A 20675-nucleotide genomic window follows, 5' to 3' on the forward strand; every position below is an offset into this window, starting at 1 on the left:
CTACGTGACCGAAGTCCCGTCTCCGCAGCTGCGGATCAGCGACCAGAACCGCGAGTCCGCGCTGTCCGCGCTCGGTGAGCACATGAGCGCGGGGCGGATCGACATCGACGAGTACGGCGAGCGTTCGGCGCGGATCACCGCGGCGAAGACGCGCGGCGAGCTCGGCGAGGTCTTCACGGACCTGCCGGCCCCGCACCCCCGCTACGACGACGTCCCGCAGGCCGCGGTGGCACCGGCGCCCGAACCGGCGGCGGCCGCCCCGGCGCCGCGGCCGTCGGGTGGACCGGAGAACTGGTCGCCGCCGCAGCGGTTCGTCGCCGCGATCTTCCCGCTGACCCTGATCGCCGCGATCGCGCTGATCGCCACCGGCACGCTCGCGTGGCCGATCATCTTCCTCCCGATCGGGGTCGGCGTCTTCGGCAAGGCGATGTGGGGCCACGGCTGGAACCACGACGAGCAGCACCGCCGCCGCCACGACCGCCACCTGCGCGACCGCGAGCGCCGTCGCGAGCTGCGCGACTCCTACCGGCGCGAGCTGGGCCGCTGATCGTGGCCGTCGGCGACATGCGGTTGAGCGACGCCGAGCGCCAGGACGCCCTCGACGTCCTCGAAGAGCACGTCCGCAGCGGCCGCCTCGACATCGACGAGTACGGGTCCCGGACGGCGAAGGTCACCGCCGCCAAACGGGTCAGCGAGCTCGTCCCGCTGTTCGACGACCTGCCGTCGCCGCGCCCGAGCGCGTTGCTGAACGGTGCTTCCGCCCCGGTGACGGCCCCGGCCGGGGAGACCGCGCTGTCGCAGTTCCTGACGCGCAGCGCGGTGCCGATCGCGATCGTGCTGGCGATCGCGGTGCTCATCCTCTCGCGCGGCAGGCTGCTGATCATCTCGGTCGCGCTGCCGCTCGTCGTCGCGGCGCTCGCGCGGGTTCGTCGCCCGCGCTGATCTTCCTCCTCCCGGCAACCGAACCGCCGCACCGGACGTGGAGCAGGTGCAGGTCGGGGACAAGGGAGAGACGATGAAGAGCAAGTTCTGGGCGCGGGTCGTGGTGCCCGTCGTCGCCGCGGTTTCGGTGGCGGCGCTGGCGCAGCCCGCGGACGCCGCGATCCGCATCGCGTGGCGGCCGACGGTCCTGCCGCTGCCGTCCGGCGCGGGCACCGGCGTCCTGACCGGATCGGACGGGAAGGGCGAGTACACCGGCACGTTCGACGTGAACGGCGTGCAGACGGTCGTCAGCTGGCGGAACGGGCAGCCGGTGGTGCGGGGCGTGCCGAGCGGGTACGAAGCCGCGCTCGCCGCGGACGAGAACGCCGCCGGCGTTGTGGCCGGCACGGTGCACGACTACGACACCTTCATCAGCCGGGCGTTCACGCTGGACGCGACCGGGTTCCACATGCGGGACGTCCCGGCGGGCTACGACTACGTCTACGGCGTCGCGATCAACGCCCGCGGCGACCTGCTCGGCCGGGCGACGCAGTTCGGCAGCGGTGGCGCCGAGGCCGCGGTGCTGTGGCGCGCGGACGGCAGCGCGCCGGTGCTGATCCCGAAGACGCCGGACACGTACTACGCGCGCGACATCGACGAGGACGGCACGATCCTGTTCGACTCCGGCAACCGCTCGGCGCTGTGGAAGGACGGCATTCTCCGCTACCTTTCGCCGGAACCGTCCCTGCAGGCCTGGGGCTACGCGATCCGCAACGGCGTCGTGGTCGGGACGGCGATCCGGGGCGGCGTCGAGCAGGCGGTGCGCTGGTCCTCCGCGACGAGCTCGTGGGCCGCGCTGCCGGGCGGTGGGCGCGCGCTGAGCGTCAACAAGGCAGGCCTGACGGCCGGGCTGGTGCCGAACCCGTCGGGGCCGGTCATCGTCGGCAACGCGATCGTGTGGCGCACGACGACGCCGGGCGAGGTCCGCGCACCGAGCGGCTACTCGAAGTTCGAGGCCCGGGTGGCGGCGGACGACGGCTCCCTGGCGGGCTTCGCGGCGAACAGCGCGAGCGACTCGTACGGCGTGCCGGTGGTCTGGCGCCTGACCCCTTGATCGAAATTGCTCCGTTCGCCGGATAACGCGAGCGCCGTTCGCCGCGTTGTCCCCAGTGCAGGTCGGGGGAACGGAGATTCGATGAAGAGCAAGTCCTGGGCGCGGTTCGCCGCGCCCGTCGTCGCCGCGGTTTCGGTGGTGGCGCTGGCGCAGCCCGCCGGCGCGCTGGCGATCCGCATCCCGTGGCGGCCCACCGTGCTGCCGCTGCCGTCCGGCGGCGGCAGCGGGTTCCTGACCGGGTCGAACGGGAAGGGCGAGTACACGGGCACGTTCACGGTGAACAGCGTCCAGCAGGTGGTGAGCTGGCGGAGCGGGCAGCCCGTGGTGCGCGGGCTGCCGGGCGGGTACGAGCGCGCGGACGCGGTCGACGAAAACGCGTCCGGGGTCGTGGTGGGCACCGCCTACGACTACGAGACGAAGGCGAACCGCGTGTTCGTCCTGGACTCGACCGGGTTCCACGTCAAGGAGAACCCGCCGACCTGGGAGAACCTGTACGCCGTCGCGGTCAACGCCCGCGGCGACGTGCTCGCGCGCGCCAACCGCACCGGCCCGTACGCGGCGACGGTCCTGTGGCCGGCCGACGGGTCCGCGCCGACGATCATCCCCTCGGGCAACGACACGTACTACGCCCGGGACCTCGACGACGACGGCACGATCCTGTTCGACTCGGGGGCGACGTCGGCGCTGTGGAAGAACGGCGTGATCCGGCAGCTGTCCCCGAGCCCGGCGGCGTGGGCCGAGGCGCTGGCGATCCGCAACGGGGTCGTCGTCGGCAAGCGGTCCTGGGGCGGCGTCGAGCAGGCGGCCCGCTGGTCCACTCCGGACTCGACGACCGGGCTGGAGGGCGGCGCTTCGGCGATCAGCGTCAACCAGGTGGGCTTGACGGCGGGCCTGCTCCCGAACCCGTCGAGCTCGGCGTGGCCCGGCAACGCGACGGCGTGGCGCGGGACGGTCCCGGGCGAGGTCCAGCGCCCGGGCACGTACACGCAGTTCCAGGCGAGGCTCGCCGCGGACGACGGTTCCCTGGCCGGCTTCGCGACGAACGGCTCGGTGGACGCGGGCGGGGTGCCGGTGGTGTGGCACCTGACCCCGTGAACACGCCTTGATCACCAGGCCGGGAGCGGCGCGCTCCCGGCCTGGCTAGGCTGGGCGGAGTGGAACCGGTGGAGATCAACGCGGGCACCTACTACCTGCGCCAGCTGCGCGCCGACCGGCACCTGGACGACCGCCCGCTGCTGATGGAGGCGTTCGCCGACCCGACGCACCGCAAGTACGTGCTGAACTACCGCCTGCGCACCCTGGACGAGGCCACCGAGTACGTCACGCTGCGCGCGGCCCAGTGGGCGGGCGACGAGCGCTGTTCGTGGGCGATCGCCGAGCCGACGTCCGGCCGCCTGCTCGGCGAGGTGGGCCTGCGCGAGCTGAACCTGGACGCGGCGTACGCGGAGGCGACCATCTGGGTCCACCCGGCGGAGCGCGGCAAGGGGATAGCGACGACGGCGCTGAGCGCGGCCCTGCGCTTCGGTTTCGGCGGCCTGGGGCTGACCGAGGTGAGTTATCGGTACGAGGAGAGCAACGCGGCTTCGGCGATCGTCGCCGAGCGGTGCGGGTTCACGCTGCTGGGCCCGGAGGACGAGCGGGCGCCGACGGGGGAACGCCTGATCCGCTGGCACCGGACGTCGTGACTCCGGCGGACATCCGGCCCGGGGAGATCTACGAGGATTGCTCGTTCCACCCGGTGCTGTGCACGTATGTCGACGACGACGAAATCGGCGGGATTTCGCTGATCGACGCGAGCGCCCCTCGGGCGTGCTCATTGAGTGGCTGCGCGGTGCGCACGCTGACGATCGAGGACGTGATCGCAGCCCGAAACGACTGGCCGGCGTACTCGGCCCGGCGGAAGGCAGAGTTCGACAGCGCGGACTGACGTCGCCGACAGCGTGAATCCCGCCACTCACTGGGGGGCGGCCCGGTCTCGATGGGCAACCTCGCCTCGTTGGCGGCCGGCGGCCCTCAACCGGTTGCCGGACTCGGTCGGGGACTCGCCGGCGCTCGACGACGGCCGCGGGCCTGCCGTCGGCGATCCCGGTCAACGCAGCGCCGATCCCGTGTCGCCCGGCAGGCTCATCAAGCTTTCGCGGTTCCCGGCGAGGCGGCCGGACGGCGAGGGCTGCTGCTCGAGTCGCCCCCGCTACCCGGGTCGCGCTGCTGCGCCCGCCGGCCGAAGCGGTGGCGGGCGCTGTTGTCCACAACCCGCGGGGGCTGTGGACAACGGCGCTCAGCTCACCGGCTCCACGATGCCCGCGCGGGCCTCCGGGGCCGCCGACCTCAGGGCGTCCGCCGCTTCGTCGCTCGGCTGGGACTGGGACTCGCGCTCTGCCTCGACCCGGGCGTTGTAGACCTCGATCTCGCGCTTCACCGTTTCGGGCGACCAGCCGAGGACCTCGCCGACCAGCGATGCCACCTGCTCCGCGCAGTCCACGCCGCGGTGGGCGTACTCGATCGAAATTCGTGTCCGGCGGGCCAGGACGTCTTCGAGGTGCAGCGCGCCTTCGTGCGAAGCCGCGTACACCACCTCGACGCCCAGGTAATCCGGGGCGTGCTCGATCGGCTTCAGCAGTTCCGGGCGGCCGTTCGCCGCCGCCAGGACCTCGTTGACCAGTGAGCCGTAGCGGTCCAGCAGGTGCCGTACGCGGTACGGGTGCAGGCCGTGCTCGGCGGCCACGTGGTCGGCCTGGTTGACCAGCGCGTGGTAGCCGTCCGCGCCGATCAGCGGGACCTTGTCCGTGATCGACGGCTGCGAACGGCCCGGCAGGTCCACCGCGGCCGCGTCGACCGCGTCCGCCGCCATCACCCGGTACGTCGTGTACTTGCCGCCCGCGATCGCCACCAGGCCCGGGGCCACCCGCGCCACCGCGTGCTCGCGCGAGAGCTTCGACGTCTCTTCGCTCTCCCCCGCCAGCAACGGGCGCAGGCCCGCGTACACGCCTTCGATGTCGTCGTGCGTCAACGGGGTCGCCAGGACGCTGTTGACGTGCTCGAGGAGGTAGTCGATGTCGTGCTTCGTCGCCGCCGGGTGCGCGAGGTCGAGGTTCCAGTCGGTGTCCGTGGTTCCCACGATCCAGTGATTCCGCCACGGGATCACGAACAGCACCGACTTCTCGGTGCGCAGGATCATCCCCGACTCCGAGACGATCCGGTCGCGCGGCACGACGATGTGCACGCCCTTGCTGGCGCGCACGCGGAACCGCCCGCGGCCACCGGAGAGGCGCTGCAGCTCGTCGGTCCAGACGCCGGTGCAGTTGATCACCGCGGCCGCCGAAATCTCCGTTTCCCGGCCGTCTTCGACGTCTCGGACGCGTACGCCGGACACCCGGTCGGCCTCACGCAGGAACCCGACGACCTGCGTCGACGTCCGCACGACCGCGCCGTAGTGCGCCGCCGTCCTGGCGACCGTCATGGTGTGGCGGGCGTCGTCCGATTGGGCGTCGTAGTAGCGGATCCCGCCGATCAGGGCGGAGCGCTTGAGCGCGGGCACCATTCTCAGCGCGCCCGCGCGGGTCAGGTGCTTCTGGCCCGGGACGCTGCGGGCGCCGCCCATCGTGTCGTACATCAGCAGGCCGGCCGCGGTGTACGGGCGTTCCCACACGCGGTGCGTCAGCGGGTAGAGGAAGCTCACCGGCTTCACGAGGTGGGGCGCGATCGTCGTCAGCATCAGCTCGCGCTCGCGGAGCGCTTCGCGCACCAGGCCGAATTCGAGCTGCTCCAGGTACCGCAGGCCGCCGTGGAACAGCTTGCTCGATCGGCTCGATGTCCCCGAGGCGAGATCTCGCGCTTCGACGAGGGCGACGCGCAGCCCGCGCGTGGCCGCGTCGAGCGCCGTACCCGCGCCGACCACGCCGCCGCCGATGACGACCAGGTCGAACGTCTCCTTGCCGAGGCGCTGCCACGTCTCTTCCCGCTTGACCGGGCCCAGTCGAGCCGGGTTCGTCTCCGCTGCGTGCTGCGCCACGTGACATTCCTCCTCGTGCCGGCGAGGCTTCCAGCATCGCACGACCCGGTGATCCCCCGCCCGTTCGCGGACGACACGTGTGGCGTAACCGTCGGTGATCTTGTGCACGATCTTGAAAAGATTCGGCTACCCGGTGCCTGGAATCCGCTTCTACGCCCCGGTAACGTCCCCTCGACGTGGGTCGGCAACGGGGCCGTGGCACGCCGTGATCGACCCTGCGCAGAGTGTCCAGTGTGGAGGTGCAGCGGTGAGTGCTGGGGCAATAATCGTCTGGGAACTACTGGGAACGGCCGCGCTGATCCTGCTCGGCAACGGTGTGGTCGCGAACCACGTGCTCCGCAAGAACAACGGGCACAACGCCGGGTTCCTGTTCATCAACTTCGGCTGGGCGTTCGCCGTCTTCACCGGCGCCAGCATCGCCGCGCCCAGCGGGGCGCACCTCAACCCGGCGGTGACGCTGGGCCTGGCCATTTCGGGCAAGACCCCGTGGGCCGACGTCCCGCTCTACTTCCTCGGCCAGATGGTCGGCGCCATCCTCGGCGCCGTGCTCTGCTGGGCCGCCTACAAGCTGCAGTTCGACGACCACCCGGAGCCGGAGAACACGCTCGGCATCTTCTCCACCGCACCGCAGATCCCGAACACGGCGTGGAACCTCGTCACCGAGATCATCGGCACGTTCGTGCTGGTCGCGTGGATCCTGCTCAGCCCCGTCTTCGCCGCCGGCGACGGCGGCACGCCGAACTTCGGCAACTCCGCGCTGGGCTACGCGGGCGTCTCGTTCGTCGTCCTCGTGATCGGCACGTCGCTCGGCGGGCCGACGGGCTACGCCATCAACCCGGCCCGCGACCTCGGCCCGCGCATCGCCTACGCGTTCCTGCTGCCGATCAAGAACAAGGCCAACGCCAACTGGGGCTACTCGTGGATCCCGGTCGTCGGCCCGCTCGTCGGTGGCGCGCTGGCCGCGCTGCTCTACCTCGCCGTGCACAACCTGACCTGATCGCCTCTCCCTTCGAATTCCTGGAGCGCAGATGACTTCGTACGTAGCCGCGATCGACCAGGGCACGACGTCGACCCGGTGCATGATCTTCAACCACGAAGGCCGCGTGGTCTCGGTCGACCAGCGCGAGCACGAGCAGATCTTCCCGAAGGCGGGCTGGGTCGAGCACAACGCCGAGGAGATCTGGGAGAACACCCGCCGGGTCGTCGCGGGCGCGCTGGCCAAGGCCGACCTGACCGCGAAGGACATCGCCGCCGTCGGCATCACCAACCAGCGCGAGACCGCGCTCGTCTGGGACAAGAAGACCGGCAAGCCGGTGTACAACGCGATCGTCTGGCAGGACACGCGCACCGACCGGATCGTCACCGAGCTCGGCAACCTCGGCGGCGGCCAGGAGCGCTACCGCGAGAAGGTCGGCCTCCCGCTCGCGACGTACTTCTCCGGGCCGAAGATCAAGTGGATCCTCGACAACGTCGAAGGTGCGCGCGAGAAGGCCGAAGCCGGTGACCTGATCTTCGGCAACATGGACACCTGGGTGCTGTGGAACATGACCGGCGGCGCCGACGGCGGGGTCCACGTCACCGACCCCACGAACGCGTCGCGCACCATGCTGATGGACCTCGACACCCTGCAGTGGGACGCCGAGATCGCCGGCGAGATGGGCATCCCCCTTTCGATGCTGCCGGAAATCCGCTCCTCGTCCGAGGAGTACGGCAAGGTCCGCGAGAAGGGCGCGCTCGCGGGCGTCCCGATCGCGGGCATCCTGGGCGACCAGCAGGCCGCGACGTTCGGCCAGGCCTGCCTTTCACCGGGCGAGGCCAAGAACACCTACGGCACCGGCAACTTCATGCTGCTCAACACCGGCACCGAAAAGGTGATGTCGCAGAACGGGCTGCTCACCACGATCTGCTACAAGATCGGCTCGAACGACACGGTCTACGCGCTGGAAGGCTCCATCGCCGTCACCGGTTCGCTGGTGCAGTGGCTGCGCGACAACCTCGGCATGATCAGCACCGCGGCCGAGATCGAGGAGCACGCGAGCAGCGTCGAGGACAACGGCGGCGCGTACTTCGTCCCGGCGTTCTCGGGCCTGTTCGCTCCTTACTGGCGCTCCGACGCCCGCGGCGCGATCGTCGGGCTCACCCGGTTCGTCAACAAGGGTCACCTGGCCCGCGCGGTGCTGGAAGCGACCGCCTTCCAGACGCGCGAGGTGCTCGAGGCGATGAACGCCGACTCGGGTGTTTCGCTCACCTCCCTCAAGGTGGACGGCGGGATGGTCGTCAACGAGCTGCTCATGCAGTTCCAGGCCGACATCCTCGGTGTGCCGGTGATCCGCCCGGTGGTCAACGAGACCACCGCGCTGGGCGCCGCCTACGCCGCCGGGCTGGCGGTCGGGTTCTGGAAGTCCGAAGACGACATCCGGACCAACTGGGCGCAGGACAAGCAGTGGGAGCCATCGATGGACGACGCCCGCCGCGACCGCGAGTACCGCAACTGGAAGAAGGCGGTGACGAAGACCTTCGACTGGGTGTCCGACGAGGACTGAACCCCGCCGCGCTGAAGGGTCCTTTCCTGGCACCACCTGCCGGGAAAGGACCCTTCGTCACTCCTCCCAGCCCTCCGGCTTGCCCGACTGCTCGTTCGGCGCGATCACCAGGAACGGCACCCCCTGGTCGTCCTGGACCCGCACCTGCCGGCCGTACGGCGAGTCGAACGGCTGGTCCAGCACCTGGCCGCCGAGTTCCGCGACCTTCGCGGCGCTCGCGTCGGCGTCCGCCACCGAGAAGTACGTGGACCAGTTCGACGGGACCGCCGCCGGGACCGACGCGGGCAGCGCGCCGAGCCCGCCGACCGGGCGGCCGTCGACCAGCAGGACCGCGTACGTGAAGTCGTCGTTCGACAGGTCCTCGAAGCCGAAGCCGAAGACCTGCTCGTAGAACGCCTTGGCCGCCGGGTAGTCGCGGCTCATGCACTCGTTCCAGGCCAGTGTGCCCGGGGCCGCCGTGACCTGGGTGCCGATGTGGTTCCCGGCCTCCCAGAGGCCGAAGACCGCGCCCGCCGGATCGGCCGCGACGGCCATCCGGCCCTCCTTCATGACGTCCATGACCGGCATCAGGACCTGGCCACCGGCTTCGGTGATCGCCGCGACCGTCTTGTCCACATCGGACACCGAAAGGTAGGTCGTCCACAACGCGGGCATCTCCTGGCCCGGCGGCGTCTGCCCGATGCCGGCGACCGGGCGCCCGCGCAGCTCCGCCATGCCGTAGAAGCCGGTCTCCTCACCGCCCGTGCGCACGTCCCAGCCGAACAGGCCGCTGTAGAAGGCCACCGCTTTCGCCTGGTCCGGCACCATCAGGTCCACCCAACTGGGCGTGCCGTCGGGCCACCGCTCGTCCCGGAACACCATGTCGACTCCCAACCCTCGTGAACGCCGCCGGGGTGACGGCCGACACAGTCTGGCACCCACCACCGACAAAACCAGGGCCGAAGGACTCAGTGCCCGACGAGCTTCGCGTAGACGACGATGTTGTCGACGTAGTTGCGCGCGGTCCGGTCGAAGACGCCGCCGCAGGTGATCAGGCGCAGCTCGGGGCCGGGTGTGTCGTCGTAGACGCCTTCGCCCTCGAAGTCCTTCTTCGGCACCTGGTGCACCTTCGTCACCTCGAACGTCGCCGTGGTGCCGTCCTTGCGGGCGATCGACACGCGATCGCCCGCGGCGAGCTCCTTGAGCCGGAAGAAGATCCCCTTCTGGTGGTTGCCGTCGACGTGCCCGAGCACGACGGCCGGGCCGGTCTCGCCCGGCGTCGGCGCGTAGGTGTACCAGCCCGCCTGCAGCGGCGTCGTCACCGGCGGCACCTCGACGGTGTTGTCGGGGTTGAGCCCGAGCGGCACCAGCGACGAGTGCGCGCCGATCTTCGGGATGTCGAGCGAAACCGGCTCGGACTTGGGCAGGGCCGCGACGGCGTCCTGGCTCCCGGCCGCGGGTTCGGGCTGAACGGCAACGGGCCGCGCGGGCGGTGGTTGGGCGGCCGGGGGCTCGGACCGGCCCCCGAACACCAGCGCCACGACCACCAGCGCGGCCAGCAACGCGAGGACGAGGGCGATCAGGTAGCCCCGTCGGCTGGTGCTCCTCGTCGACATGTTCTCCCCCGTGACTTTCGCGCCTGCCGTTCACACGTCCGGGTGGTCTCTTCGGTTGAGTCCCGACGGTACCCCGGCGCGGATCAGCGCCGCCGGGCCCGCCGGGCGAGCACCAGGCCGCTGCCGCCCAGTGCGAGCGCGCCCATCGCGGCCGCCGCCGCGAGTGGGGCTCCGGAGCCGTCGGGCGGGGCGTCCGTGCCGCCCGTCTGCGGTGCGCCCGCGGGCACCTTCACGACCTGCTTCTTCACCGGCAGGACTTCCAGGATCGCGGCCGACGTCTCCGGGCCGCAGTGCAGCGTCACGGTGTACTTTCCGGGCTTGACGTCCTTGACCGTGCCGGTGTCCCACAGGCCCTTGCCGAAGACGAGCGCCGCCGAGCGGACGGTGACCTTCTCCGCGGGCTCGCGGGTCTGGCAGGCGAAGTCCAGCTTCACGCGTGCGCCCGGCTGCGCGGCGGCCGGGGACACGGTCAGCAGCCGGGTGATCCGGGAGAACGGGCCCTCCGGGTCCACCGGCACCGTCGAGGTGGGCGAGGCGGACGGGGTCGTGGTGGTGGGTGTCGTCGCGAGCGCGGCGCCGGGTGCGACGACGAGGAATGCGACGGCGAAACCCGTGACAACGGCAGTCTTCTTCATTCTTTTCTCCCCTGTGGAATGAAAGCGTCCTCACTTCCAAAGACGTCCCCACCTGCGGTTGGTTGCGCCCGAAGGTCACGAAACAGACATGAAAAAACCGCCCCGGAGCGACTCCGGGGCGGTTTCCGAAAAAGAAGAATCAGCCGGCCATGCTGCCGTCGCCCGCTTTCGCGGCGCCGGACGGAACCTTCGCGACCTGGGCGGCCGGCACGGTGAACTTCGTGGTGTACGTCTGGCCGCCGCAGGTGACGGTCAGCGGGTACTCCCCCGCGGCCGTGCCGGGCTTGAGCGTGGCGTCCGCGCTGATGTTCGCGTCCGCGCCCATGAACGGGCCCGGGGTGTAGTTCGCGAAGTCCAGTGCCGGCGAGGAGAACTTCGGCGAAGCGCCTTCGCACTTGGCCAGCGCCACGTTCGGCGCGTCGCGGACGTACTTGTCCACGAGCGACTGGTTGATCGCGGTGTTGACGTTGAGCTGGACGCTGCCGGCCGGCGCGGGCGCCGCGGGACTGCTGCTCTGCGCTGTCGCGGGCGCCGCCAGCGCCGTCGCCCCGATCACCGCTGCCGCAACGAAAACCACCGTCTTGCGCACCATCGCACCCTTCGCGTCCTTCAGCCTTACCACCGACAAGACGCGACGGGGCGCGACGGGTTGCCTGCGAACTCAGTCGAGATCGTCGTGGCGCATGAGCTGGCGCCCGGCCTCGGTGATCGAGCCCGACAGCGACGGGTACACCGAGAACGTCAGCGCCAGGTGGTCCACGGTGAGCTGGTTCTGGACGGCGAGCGCAATGGGCAGGATGAGCTCGCTCGCCTGCGGCGCCACGACGACGCCGCCGACGACCACGCCGGTGGCCGGGCGGCAGAACAGCTTCACGAAGCCCCGGCGGAGGCCCTCCATCTTCGCGCGCGCGTTGGTGGCCAGCGGCAGCATGATCGTGCGCGCCGGCACCTCGCCGGAGTCGATCGCCTGCTGGCTGATGCCGACGGTGGCGATCTCCGGGTGGGTGAACACGTTGGCGGCGACGGTCTTGAGCTTGATCGGCGCGACACCCTCGCCCAGCGCGTGCCACATCGCGATGCGGCCCTGCATGCTCGCCACCGAGGCCAGCATGAGCACGCCGGTGCAGTCGCCGGCGGCGTAGATGCCGGGCACGGAGGTGCGCGAAACGCGGTCGACGGTGATGAACCCGCCGGGGCCGGGCGCGATGCCGACCTTGTCGAGGCCGATGTCCTGGGTGTTGGGGACCGACCCGACGGTCATCAGCGCGTGGCTGGCCTCGATCACGCGCCCGTCGGCGAGGTGGATCTCGACGCCCTTGTCGGTGCGCTCGACGCGGTCGGCGCGCGCCTGCTTCGCCACGGTCGTGCCGCGCTGGGAGAAGACCTCCTCGAGCACCGCGGCGGCGTCGGCATCCTCGTGCGGGAGGACGCGGTCGCGGCTGGAGACGACGGTGACCTTGACGCCCATCTCGGTGTAGGCGGACGCGAACTCGGCGCCGGTGACGCCGGAGCCGATCACGGCGAGGTGCTCCGGCAGCTCCCGGAGCTCGTAGAGCTGGCGCCAGTCGAGGATGCGCTCGCCGTCCGGCACCGCGCCCGGCAGGACGCGCGGCGTGGCGCCGGTCGCGATCAGGACGACGTCGGCCGGCAGGGCCTCGGTGCCATCCTTGGTCGTCACGGCGACCTTGTGGGTGGCGAGGCCGGTCTCCTCGTCGCAGAAGCGGGCTTCGCCGATGAGGACGCGGACGCCTTCGCGCTGCACGCGGGCGCGGATGTCGGCGGACTGGGCGAGCGCGAGGCCCTTCACCCGGCCGTGCACGGTCGGGAGGTCGATGCTGGTGTCGGCCAGGTCGGTGTTGATGCCGAGCTCGCTGAGGTCGTGCATCTTCGCCAGCGCGCCGGAGCTCGCGATGAACGTCTTCGACGGAACGCAGTCGTAGAGCACGCAGGCGCCGCCCAGGCCGTCCCGTTCGACGATCGTGACGTCGGCGCCGTGCTGGGCGGCGACGAGCGCGGCTTCGTAGCCGGCCGGGCCCCCGCCCATGATCACGATCCTGGTCACCTGGGTCCTCCTCGATGTGCTCGTGTGCGGTGGTCTCACCGTACGCGGCGCAGGTGTCCGGACACTGAAGTGGGCGAACACGGCGAGTGCGTCCACTCTGGCCGGGCAGAGGTCGCTACGCTGTCGGCGTGCCGTTGTATGCCGCTTACGGATCGAACATGGAGCCCGCCCAGATGCTGGAGCGCGCGCCGCACTCTCCGATGGCCGGCAGCGGCTGGCTGGAGGGGTGGCGCCTGACCTTCGGCGGCGAGGACCTCGGCTGGGAAGGTGCCCTGGCCACGATCGTCGAAGACCCGGGATCCCGGGTCTTCGTCGTCCTCTACGACGTGACGCCGCTGGACGAGGACGGGCTGGACCGCTGGGAAGGCGGGGAGCTCGGGATGCACTCGAAGATCCGGCTCCGGGTGCAGAGCATGGACGGCTCGGTGCTGGCCTGGCTGTACGTCCTGGACGCGTACGAGGGCGGGCTGCCGTCGGCGCGGTACCTGGGTGTGCTGGCCGATGCCGCGGAGGCGGCCGGGGCGCCGTCGGACTACGTCGACGACCTGCGGACCCGCCCCTGTTCGGGCATCAGCGGCTGACTCCACACCCTGTGGACAACTCGGTGGCCTGAGCGCTACCACGAGCCCGCGCGAGACTCGCCGGGCACCCCGTCACGCGCGCCGGCCCGCATGTGCAAGCCGGCGACGCCCCGGGTCCGGGCGAACGTGAAACTCCTTGCGGCACAACGCAAAAAGCAGGCCGGCAGCGCTCGCGCGGCGGGCCGTCGACCAGTGTGCCCGCCGGTCCGCGGGCACGCAAAACGGCCCTTCCCCCGATCGAGGGAAGGGCCGATTCACGGCCTGTGGACAACTCGGTGGAGCTGTGGACAACCCGCGGTCAGGCGAGCGTCGTCAATGCGGTGTGGACCAGCGTGCGGACCCCGCAGAGCAGGGCTCGCTCGTCGAGGACGAACGTCGGGCGGTGGATGTCCGACTGCGGGGCCGGCGGCCCGGGCCAGACACCCAAGCGGGCGAACCCGCCCGGGACGTGCTCCAGGTACCAGCCGAAGTCTTCCCCGCCGGAGGACTGCTCGGTGCCGGCCACCGCGCCCTCGCCGAGGGCCGCTTCGACGCCCGCGCGCATCAGCGCGGTCGAGTCCGCGTCCGAGACCACCGGCGGGACGCCGCGGCGGTAGTCCAGCGAGAAGCCGACGCCGGTCGGGGCCAGCAGGGACTCCACAGAGGACGCCACCAGCGGCTCCAGCGACGTCCAGACCTCGTGGTCGGCGGTGCGGAGCGTGCCGCGCAGGACGCCGTCCTGGGGCACCGCGTTGGCCGCCTGGCCCGCGTGGACCGCGCCCCACACCAGGACGGTGCCGGAGCGCGGGTCGACCCGGCGCGAGAGCACCGCGGGCAGCGACGTGATCACCGTGCCCAGCGCGTGGACCAGGTCGGCCGTCAGGTGCGGCCGGGACGTGTGGCCGCCCGGCGACGTCAGGCGCAGCTCGATCAGGTCCGCCGCGGACGTCAGCGCGCCCACGCGCATGCCGACCGAGCCCACTTCGAGCCGCGGGTCGACGTGCAGGCCGTAGATCCGCTCGACGCCGTCGAGCGCGCCGGCCGCGATCATGTCCAGCGCGCCGCCGGGCATGACCTCCTCGGCGGGCTGGAAGATCAGCCGGACGCGGCCGGGCAGCTCCGGCGCGCCGGCCAGCGCGCGGGCCGCGCCGAGCAGGATCGCCGTGTGGGCGTCGTGGCCGCACATGTGGGCCGCGCCCTCCGACGTCGAGGCGTAGGGCAGCCCGGTGTCCTCGGTGAGCGGCAGCGCGTCCATGTCCGCGCGCAGCGCCACGCACCGCTCGCCGCTGCCGATGTCGCAGACGACGCCGGTGCCGCCGGGCAGCACCCACGGCTTGAGCCCGACGGTGCGCAGCAGCGTGACGACCAGCTCCGTGGTCGCGAACTCGTGCCGTGAAAGCTCCGGGTGCGCGTGGATGTGCCGGCGCCAGGCCAGCACGTCGGTCGCGTTGGCGCGCAGCCAGTCGTCGAGCCAGAACGGGCCGCGGCCCGCGCCAAGGTCTTCCACGGGAGCCATGCTTACGCCGGCTTCGGAAATGAGCGCCTCAGGCCCCTCCATAGGGGTCATCATGCGCCCATGGGGGTCGCCTGGAACGTCCGGCCGTGAATCCAACACCGTCACGCCGCACCTCCTCCCGCAACACGGGTAACCCGCGCAGCGGCTGGGGTCACGCATCGTGCCGATCGATCTGTTGTACGCATTTGCAGACGATCGTGCACCATGCATGCGGCAAGCCGCGCCTCGAAAACGGCCGTCCTAGTTGGCCGGTAGCGGATCTGCGTTGAACGGTGTGCAGTAGTTCGGCAAAGCCGAACGCTTCAGGACTTCTTCGCCTTCTTCGAACGGATCCGCCTGCCGTAGATGACGATGCCGAGCAGAACGACCGCGATCAGGCCCGCGATCAGCTTGTTCTTGGTCTTCTGGGTGTTCGCCTTGTCGGTCTGGGCCGGGTCCAGCACCGGGCCGGGCGGCTGGGTCTGCGCCTGGACCGGCGCGACCGCCGCGTAACCCGTGGTCACCGAAACCGTCGCCGGCCGCACCGGCTCGGCCAGCGCGGGCGAAGCGGTGAACAGCACCGCGCCGAGCACGCCGACCAGGACCAGACCCCGCAGTTTCGCCATGTCATCCCTTCGCCACGACCAGGCATTCTCCCCGCGGAACGCCCGCGCGTCAGCCGCCACGAGGTGGACTGAACGCGTCGAGGATCCGCTGTGCACCGAGGGTAGCCGTCAGCTCACCGGCGCGCACCGCCCGTTCGACGTCGGGAACGACCGTTCGCACGTCCGGATGCGCCGCCAGGCGACTGAGCAACTGCTCGCGCACCATCGCCCACGTCCAGTCGACCTGCTGCCGGCGGCGGCGGGCTTCGAGCTCACCGGACGCCGAAAGCGTGTCGCGGTGCTGCTCGATCGCGCCCCAGACCTCGTCCAGGCGCAGGTTGTGCAGGCCGCTGCAGGTGAGCACCGGCGGGGTCCACGCCGCCTCGGGCCCGTAGATCATCCGCAGCGCGCCCGAGAGCTCGCGGGCCGCGCGCTTGGCGTCGCGTTCGTGGTCGCCGTCGGCCTTGTTGACCGCGATGACGTCGGCGAGCTCCAGCACGCCCTTCTTGATGCCCTGGAGCTGGTCACCGGTGCGCGCGAGCGTCAGGAACAGGAAGCAGTCGACCATGTTCGCCACGGTCACCTCGGACTGCCCGACGCCGACCGTCTCGACCAGCACGGTGTCGTAGCCGGCGGCCTCCATCAGCACGATCGTCTCGCGCGTCGCCCGTGCGACGCCGCCGAGCGTCCCGGACGTCGGCGACGGCCGGATGAACGCCCGTTCGTCGACCGCCAGGCGCGCCATCCGGGTCTTGTCGCCGAGGATCGAGCCGCCGGTACGCGTCGACGACGGGTCGACCGCCAGGACGGCGACGCGATGCCCGGCCGCGGTCAGGTCGGTGCCCAGCTGATCGATGAATGTCGACTTGCCGACACCGGGGACGCCCGTGATGCCGATGCGTCGCGCGCCGCCCGACGACGGCAGCAGCTCGACCAGCAGTTCCTGGGCCTGTGCCCGGTGGTCCTCCCGCTGCGACTCGACCAGCGTGATCGCCTTGGACAGCGTCCCGCGGTCGCCCGCCAGCACGCCCTTGGCGTAGGCGGTGACGTCGATCTTGCGCGGCAAGGGTCAGGACTCCTGCGCCGTCAGCTGACCGAGCAGGTCGATGGCCGCGTCCGCGAGCACCGTGCCGGGGCCGAAGATCGCGGCCGCGCCGGCTTCGCGCAGCGCCGGGTAGTCCTGGGGCGGGATGACACCGCCGACGACCACCATGATGTCCTCGCGGCCCAGCTCGGCGAGCTCGTGGCGCAGCGCCGGCACCAGCGAGAGGTGCCCGGCGGCCAGCGACGAGACGCCGACGACGTGCACGTCCGCCTCGATCGCCTGGCGGGCGACCTCGGCCGGGGTGGAGAACAGCGGGCCGACGTCGACGTCGAAGCCGATGTCGGCGAAGCCGGTGGCGATCACCTTCTGGCCGCGGTCGTGGCCGTCCTGGCCCATCTTCGCGACCAGGATGCGGGGACGGCGGCCCTCCTCCTCGGCGAACTTCTCGACCAGCTCACGGGCCTGCTCGACGTTCTGCGACTTACCCACCTCTTCGCGGTAGACGCCCGAAATCGTCCGGATCTGCCCGGAGTGGCGACCCCAGAGCTTCTCGAGGGCGTCGGAGATCTCGCCGACGGTGGCCTTCGCGCGGGCCGCGCCGATGGCCAGCTCCAGCAGGTTGCCGCCGTTCCCGGCGCCTTCGGTGAGCCGCCGCAGGGCGTCTTCGGTCGCCAGGCCGTCCCTTTCGGAGCGCAGCCGCCGCAGCTTCTCCAGCTGCTGCGTCCGGACGCCCGCGTTGTCCACCTTCAGGACTTCGATGTCCTCGTCCCCGGTGACCTGGTACTTGTTGACGCCGATCACCGGCTGCCGCCCGGAGTCGATGCGTGCCTGGGTGCGCGCGGCGGCTTCTTCGATGCGCAGCTTGGGGATGCCCGCGTCGATCGCCTTGGCCATGCCGCCGGCCTGCTCGACCTCGCTGATGTGGCCCCACGCCTTGCGCGCGAGGTCGTAGGTCAGCTTCTCGACGAAGGCGCTGCCGCCCCACGGGTCGATCACCCGCGTGGTGCCGGATTCCTGCTGCAGCAGCAGCTGCGTGTTGCGCGCGATCCGCGCGGAGAAGTCGGTCGGCAGGGCCAGGGCCTCGTCGAGGGCGTTGGTGTGCAGCGACTGCGTGTGCCCCTGGGTCGCCGCCATCGCCTCGACGCACGTGCGCACGACGTTGTTGTAGACGTCCTGCGCGGTCAGCGACCAGCCCGACGTCTGGGAGTGCGTGCGCAGCGAGAGCGACTTCTGCGACTTGGGGTCGAAGCCCTTCACCAGCTTCGCCCACAGCAGCCGCGCCGCGCGCAGCTTCGCGACCTCCATGAAGAAGTTCATGCCGATGGCCCAGAAGAACGACAGCCGCGGCGCGAACTTGTCCACACCCAGCCCGGCGTCGACGCCGGAACGGATGTACTCGACGCCGTCGGCCAGCGTGTAGGCCAGCTCCAGATCGGCGGTCGCCCCGGCTTCCTGCATGTGGTAGCCGGAGATGGAGATCGAGTTGTACTTCGGCATGTGCTGCGACGTGAAGGAGAAGATGTCGGAGATGATCCGCATCGACGGCTGCGGCGGGTAGATGTAGGTGTTGCGGACCATGAACTCCTTGAGGATGTCGTTCTGGATGGTCCCCGCGAGCTGCTCCGGCTTCACCCCCTGCTCCTCGGCCGCGACGACGTACAACGCCAGCACCGGCAGCACCGCGCCGTTCATCGTCATCGACACCGACATCTTGTCGAGCGGGATGCCGTCGAAGAGCTGGCGCATGTCGTAGATGGAGTCGATCGCGACGCCCGCCATGCCGACGTCGCCGGAGACGCGCGGGTGGTCGGAGTCGTAGCCGCGGTGGGTGGCCAGGTCGAACGCGACCGAAAGCCCTTTCTGCCCGGCGGCGAGGTTGCGCCGGTAGAAGGCGTTGGACTCCTCGGCGGTGGAGAACCCGGCGTACTGGCGGATGGTCCACGGCTGGTTCACGTACATCGTCGGGTACGGCCCGCGCAGGAACGGCGCGACACCCGGGTACGTGCCCAGGAAGTCCACATCGGACAGATCGGCGGCGGTGTAGACCGGCTTGACGCCGATGCCTTCCGGCGTCTCCCAGTCCAGCGCGTCCGGGCCCTTGCCCGTCGCTTCCTGCACCGCGCGAGCCCAGGCGTCGCGGTCGCCCGGCGACGGCGTGCCGAGGTCGAGACCGGCGAAGTTCGGGATGCTCATCGGGTGACTCCCAGCTTGGCGTGCAGGCCGTTGAGGACGTCGAGGGCGTCGCAGCCGGCGAAGACGTTCCCGTCCACGCCGTCGTACGAACCCTTGCCCGCCAGTAGTACGTGATCGGCGCCGAGGGACCCGGCCACTTCGGCGGCCTGCTCGGCGTAGGCGTCGTCGGTGCCGCAGAGGCAGACGACCGTGGCTCCGCTCGCCCGGAACGCGCCCGGCAGGTCGTCGGTCGCGCCCGGGTTGACGGCTTCGATCCCGCCGGCCTGGAACAGGTTGGCGGCGAACCCGGCCCGCGCGGTGTGCGCGGCGACCGGGCCCAGCGTGGCGAGGAAGATCTTGGGCCGCTCGCCGTGCGAAGCGAGGTACGCATCCGAAGCGTCCCGCAAGGCTTCGAAGCCTTCGGCGTACCGGTGCCGCGGCAGCCCGCCTTCCACAGTGGACGCGGCCGGCTCCCGGGTGACCGGCTTCTCGGCCAGGTTCGGGAACTCGCTGACGCCGGTGAGCGGGTCGCGGCGGGTGGCGATCCGCTTCGACCGCTTCTCCCACGTCTCGGCCAGCCGCGCGGCCAAAGCGCCGGACGCGAGCTCCTCGACCAGGCCGCCCGCGCCTTCGATGGCGGTGAACTCGGCCCAGGCCGCGTGCGCGAGGTCGTCGGTGAGCTTCTCGACGTACCAGGAGCCGCCCGCCGGGTCGACCACGCCGGCCAGCTTGGACTCCTCCAGCAGCACGGCGTGGGTGTTGCGGGCGATCCGCGCGGAGAACGCGTCGGGCTTGCCGATCGCGGCGTCGAACGGCAGCACGGTGACCGCGTCCGCGCCGCCCACCCCGGCACCGAAGCAGGCGACGGTCGTGCGGAGCATGTTCACCCACGGGTCGCGCTGGGTCAGCATCGACGGCGACGTCACGGCGTGCTGGCGCATCGGCGAGGAGAAGCCGCACACCTCGGCGACGCGGGCCCACAGGCGGCGGGCCGCGCGCAGCTTGGCGATGGTGGAGAACTGGTCGGCGGTGGCGGCGAGCCGGAACTCGAGCTGGCCGGCCGCGGCTTCGGCGTCGAGACCCGATTCGGTGAGCGCGCGCAGGTAGGAGACGCCGGCGGCGACCAGCGCGCCCAGCTCCTGGGCGTCCGAGCCGCCCGCTTCGTGGAACGGCAGGCCGTCGGCGACGATCGTGCGCACCTTCGGGTACTTCGCGGCGACACGCGCGGCCAGCGCGGCCGCCGGGCCGAGGTCGGCGGGCGCGCCGGAGCGGGCCGCCAGCCCGATCGGGTCCGCGCCCAGCACGGCGGTGGCCTCGCTCGCCGGGATCTCGCGCTCGGCGAAGAGCTCGAACAGCGCGTCCGCGGCCGCTTCGAAGCCGGCGCCGGCGTCCAGGACGACCGGCGCGAGGTCGAGGTAGACCTCGTTGAGCGCGTCGGCCAGCGCCTCGGCGGGCACCGACAGCCAGATCGACGTCACGCCGCCCTCGAGATCGGCCAGGATCGCTTGGTTGACCGCGCGGCCGTCGTCGCCGGTGAACCGGGCGCGGACGTCCCAGCCGGTGCTGACCTGGCCTTCCGGCCGCGCGCCGCGCACGTAGGGCGGCAAGCCCGGGAAGCCGATGTCGTCGGGGACGTCCTCGGCCGTGTACAGCGGCTGGATCTCGATGCCGTCATAGGTCCGCGTGACGAGCTTGCTCTCCGGAGCACCCGCGAAGTCCTCGGGCAGCTTGCCGCTTTTGCGCAGTACGCCCGCCACGAGCTCCTGCCACTGCTCGCGCGTCGCCTGGGGGAACTCGGCCGCCAGCGCGAGTTCGGAGATCGGCACTGACTCCGGACCGGCCACTTCAGTCATACCCAGTGATGGTAGAGGCACTCGCCGCGCTCGCCCTGTGAGTCTGGTCGCGCTAGGGGGACG

Annotated in this window: 20 protein-coding genes; 9 read left to right on the top strand and 11 right to left on the bottom strand. The window is 71.2% G+C overall.

The features are described 5' to 3' along the window. The first annotated feature begins 4 nt into the window (after positions 1-4). The 6 genes from SD460_RS01415 to SD460_RS01440 all read left to right on the top strand — a co-directional run bounded on the left by SD460_RS01415 (position 5) and on the right by SD460_RS01440 (position 3962). A complete protein-coding gene (locus tag SD460_RS01415; protein ID WP_290053496.1) occupies positions 5-547 on the top strand; it encodes a DUF1707 SHOCT-like domain-containing protein in 543 nt (180 codons plus the stop codon). 17 nt (positions 548-564) lie between these two features. Beyond that, positions 565-942 (top strand): DUF1707 SHOCT-like domain-containing protein, encoded by a 378-nt coding sequence (locus SD460_RS01420; protein ID WP_290053498.1) that lies wholly within the window; start codon positions 565-567, stop codon positions 940-942. Positions 943-1015: 73 nt separating this feature from the next. Continuing rightward, positions 1016-2035 (top strand): hypothetical protein, encoded by a 1020-nt coding sequence (locus SD460_RS01425; RefSeq protein WP_290053500.1) that lies wholly within the window; start codon positions 1016-1018, stop codon positions 2033-2035. Positions 2036-2116: 81 nt separating this feature from the next. After that, positions 2117-3130 carry a hypothetical protein gene (locus SD460_RS01430; RefSeq protein ID WP_318305840.1) on the top strand — a complete coding sequence of 338 codons (1014 nt, stop codon included), beginning with the start codon at positions 2117-2119 and terminating at the stop codon, positions 3128-3130. Positions 3131-3189: 59 nt separating this feature from the next. Next, the gene (locus SD460_RS01435) at positions 3190-3720 is read left to right on the top strand and encodes a GNAT family N-acetyltransferase (protein WP_290053503.1); all 531 of its coding nucleotides are present in this window, start codon (positions 3190-3192) and stop codon (positions 3718-3720) included. Continuing rightward, the gene (locus tag SD460_RS01440; RefSeq protein WP_290053506.1) at positions 3717-3962 is read left to right on the top strand and encodes a hypothetical protein; all 246 of its coding nucleotides are present in this window, start codon (positions 3717-3719) and stop codon (positions 3960-3962) included. The genes SD460_RS01435 and SD460_RS01440 overlap by 4 nt, the downstream gene beginning before the upstream one ends. A gap of 351 nt (positions 3963-4313) precedes the next feature. On the opposite strand, the gene SD460_RS01445 is transcribed toward SD460_RS01440, so the two are convergent. After that, positions 4314-6047, bottom strand: a complete 1734-nt coding sequence (locus SD460_RS01445; RefSeq protein WP_290053508.1) for a glycerol-3-phosphate dehydrogenase/oxidase — start codon at positions 6045-6047, stop codon at positions 4314-4316. A gap of 247 nt (positions 6048-6294) precedes the next feature. On the opposite strand from SD460_RS01445, the gene SD460_RS01450 reads away from it, so the two are divergent. Together SD460_RS01450 and glpK are read left to right on the top strand one after the other, a co-directional pair. Continuing rightward, positions 6295-7044: an MIP/aquaporin family protein gene (locus tag SD460_RS01450; RefSeq protein WP_290053511.1), complete on the top strand. Its 750-nt coding sequence runs from the start codon at positions 6295-6297 to the stop codon at positions 7042-7044. A gap of 31 nt (positions 7045-7075) precedes the next feature. Then, positions 7076-8590 (top strand): glycerol kinase GlpK, encoded by a 1515-nt coding sequence (gene glpK, locus SD460_RS01455; RefSeq protein WP_290053514.1) that lies wholly within the window; start codon positions 7076-7078, stop codon positions 8588-8590. Positions 8591-8647: 57 nt separating this feature from the next. On the opposite strand, the gene SD460_RS01460 is transcribed toward glpK, so the two are convergent. The 5 genes from SD460_RS01460 to SD460_RS01480 form a co-directional block, all read right to left on the bottom strand. Beyond that, positions 8648-9451: a VOC family protein gene (locus SD460_RS01460; RefSeq protein ID WP_318305841.1), complete on the bottom strand. Its 804-nt coding sequence runs from the start codon at positions 9449-9451 to the stop codon at positions 8648-8650. Between the two features lie 86 nt (positions 9452-9537). Then, positions 9538-10185 (bottom strand): class F sortase, encoded by a 648-nt coding sequence (locus SD460_RS01465; RefSeq protein ID WP_290053517.1) that lies wholly within the window; start codon positions 10183-10185, stop codon positions 9538-9540. A gap of 83 nt (positions 10186-10268) precedes the next feature. After that, on the bottom strand, positions 10269-10820 hold the full coding sequence (locus tag SD460_RS01470; protein WP_290053519.1) for a hypothetical protein: 552 nt from the start codon (positions 10818-10820) through the stop codon (positions 10269-10271). Between the two features lie 139 nt (positions 10821-10959). After that, on the bottom strand, positions 10960-11409 hold the full coding sequence (locus SD460_RS01475) for a hypothetical protein (RefSeq protein WP_290053541.1): 450 nt from the start codon (positions 11407-11409) through the stop codon (positions 10960-10962). 72 nt (positions 11410-11481) lie between these two features. Continuing rightward, positions 11482-12882 (bottom strand): NAD(P)H-quinone dehydrogenase, encoded by a 1401-nt coding sequence (locus tag SD460_RS01480; protein ID WP_290053522.1) that lies wholly within the window; start codon positions 12880-12882, stop codon positions 11482-11484. A gap of 128 nt (positions 12883-13010) precedes the next feature. Between SD460_RS01480 and SD460_RS01485 the strand changes: the two genes are divergently transcribed. Continuing rightward, positions 13011-13463 carry a gamma-glutamylcyclotransferase family protein gene (locus SD460_RS01485; protein ID WP_318305842.1) on the top strand — a complete coding sequence of 151 codons (453 nt, stop codon included), beginning with the start codon at positions 13011-13013 and terminating at the stop codon, positions 13461-13463. A gap of 298 nt (positions 13464-13761) precedes the next feature. Here SD460_RS01485 and SD460_RS01490 read toward each other — a convergent pair whose 3' ends face one another. The 5 genes from SD460_RS01490 to SD460_RS01510 form a co-directional block, all read right to left on the bottom strand. Next, positions 13762-15063 carry an amidohydrolase gene (locus SD460_RS01490; RefSeq protein ID WP_318305843.1) on the bottom strand — a complete coding sequence of 434 codons (1302 nt, stop codon included), beginning with the start codon at positions 15061-15063 and terminating at the stop codon, positions 13762-13764. A gap of 197 nt (positions 15064-15260) precedes the next feature. After that, complete coding sequence (locus tag SD460_RS01495) at positions 15261-15563, bottom strand: hypothetical protein (RefSeq protein WP_290053529.1); 303 nt, start codon at positions 15561-15563, stop codon at positions 15261-15263. A 49-nt stretch (positions 15564-15612) separates the two neighbouring features. Next, positions 15613-16608: a methylmalonyl Co-A mutase-associated GTPase MeaB gene (gene meaB, locus SD460_RS01500; RefSeq protein ID WP_290053531.1), complete on the bottom strand. Its 996-nt coding sequence runs from the start codon at positions 16606-16608 to the stop codon at positions 15613-15615. Between the two features lie 3 nt (positions 16609-16611). Then, complete coding sequence (gene scpA, locus SD460_RS01505) at positions 16612-18780, bottom strand: methylmalonyl-CoA mutase (protein ID WP_290053534.1); 2169 nt, start codon at positions 18778-18780, stop codon at positions 16612-16614. Then, positions 18777-20612 carry a methylmalonyl-CoA mutase family protein gene (locus SD460_RS01510; protein WP_318305844.1) on the bottom strand — a complete coding sequence of 612 codons (1836 nt, stop codon included), beginning with the start codon at positions 20610-20612 and terminating at the stop codon, positions 18777-18779. The genes scpA and SD460_RS01510 overlap by 4 nt, the downstream gene beginning before the upstream one ends. Positions 20613-20675: the final 63 nt, after the last annotated feature.

This window comes from Amycolatopsis solani (assembly GCF_033441515.1).
Taxonomy (GTDB): domain Bacteria; phylum Actinomycetota; class Actinomycetes; order Mycobacteriales; family Pseudonocardiaceae; genus Amycolatopsis; species Amycolatopsis solani.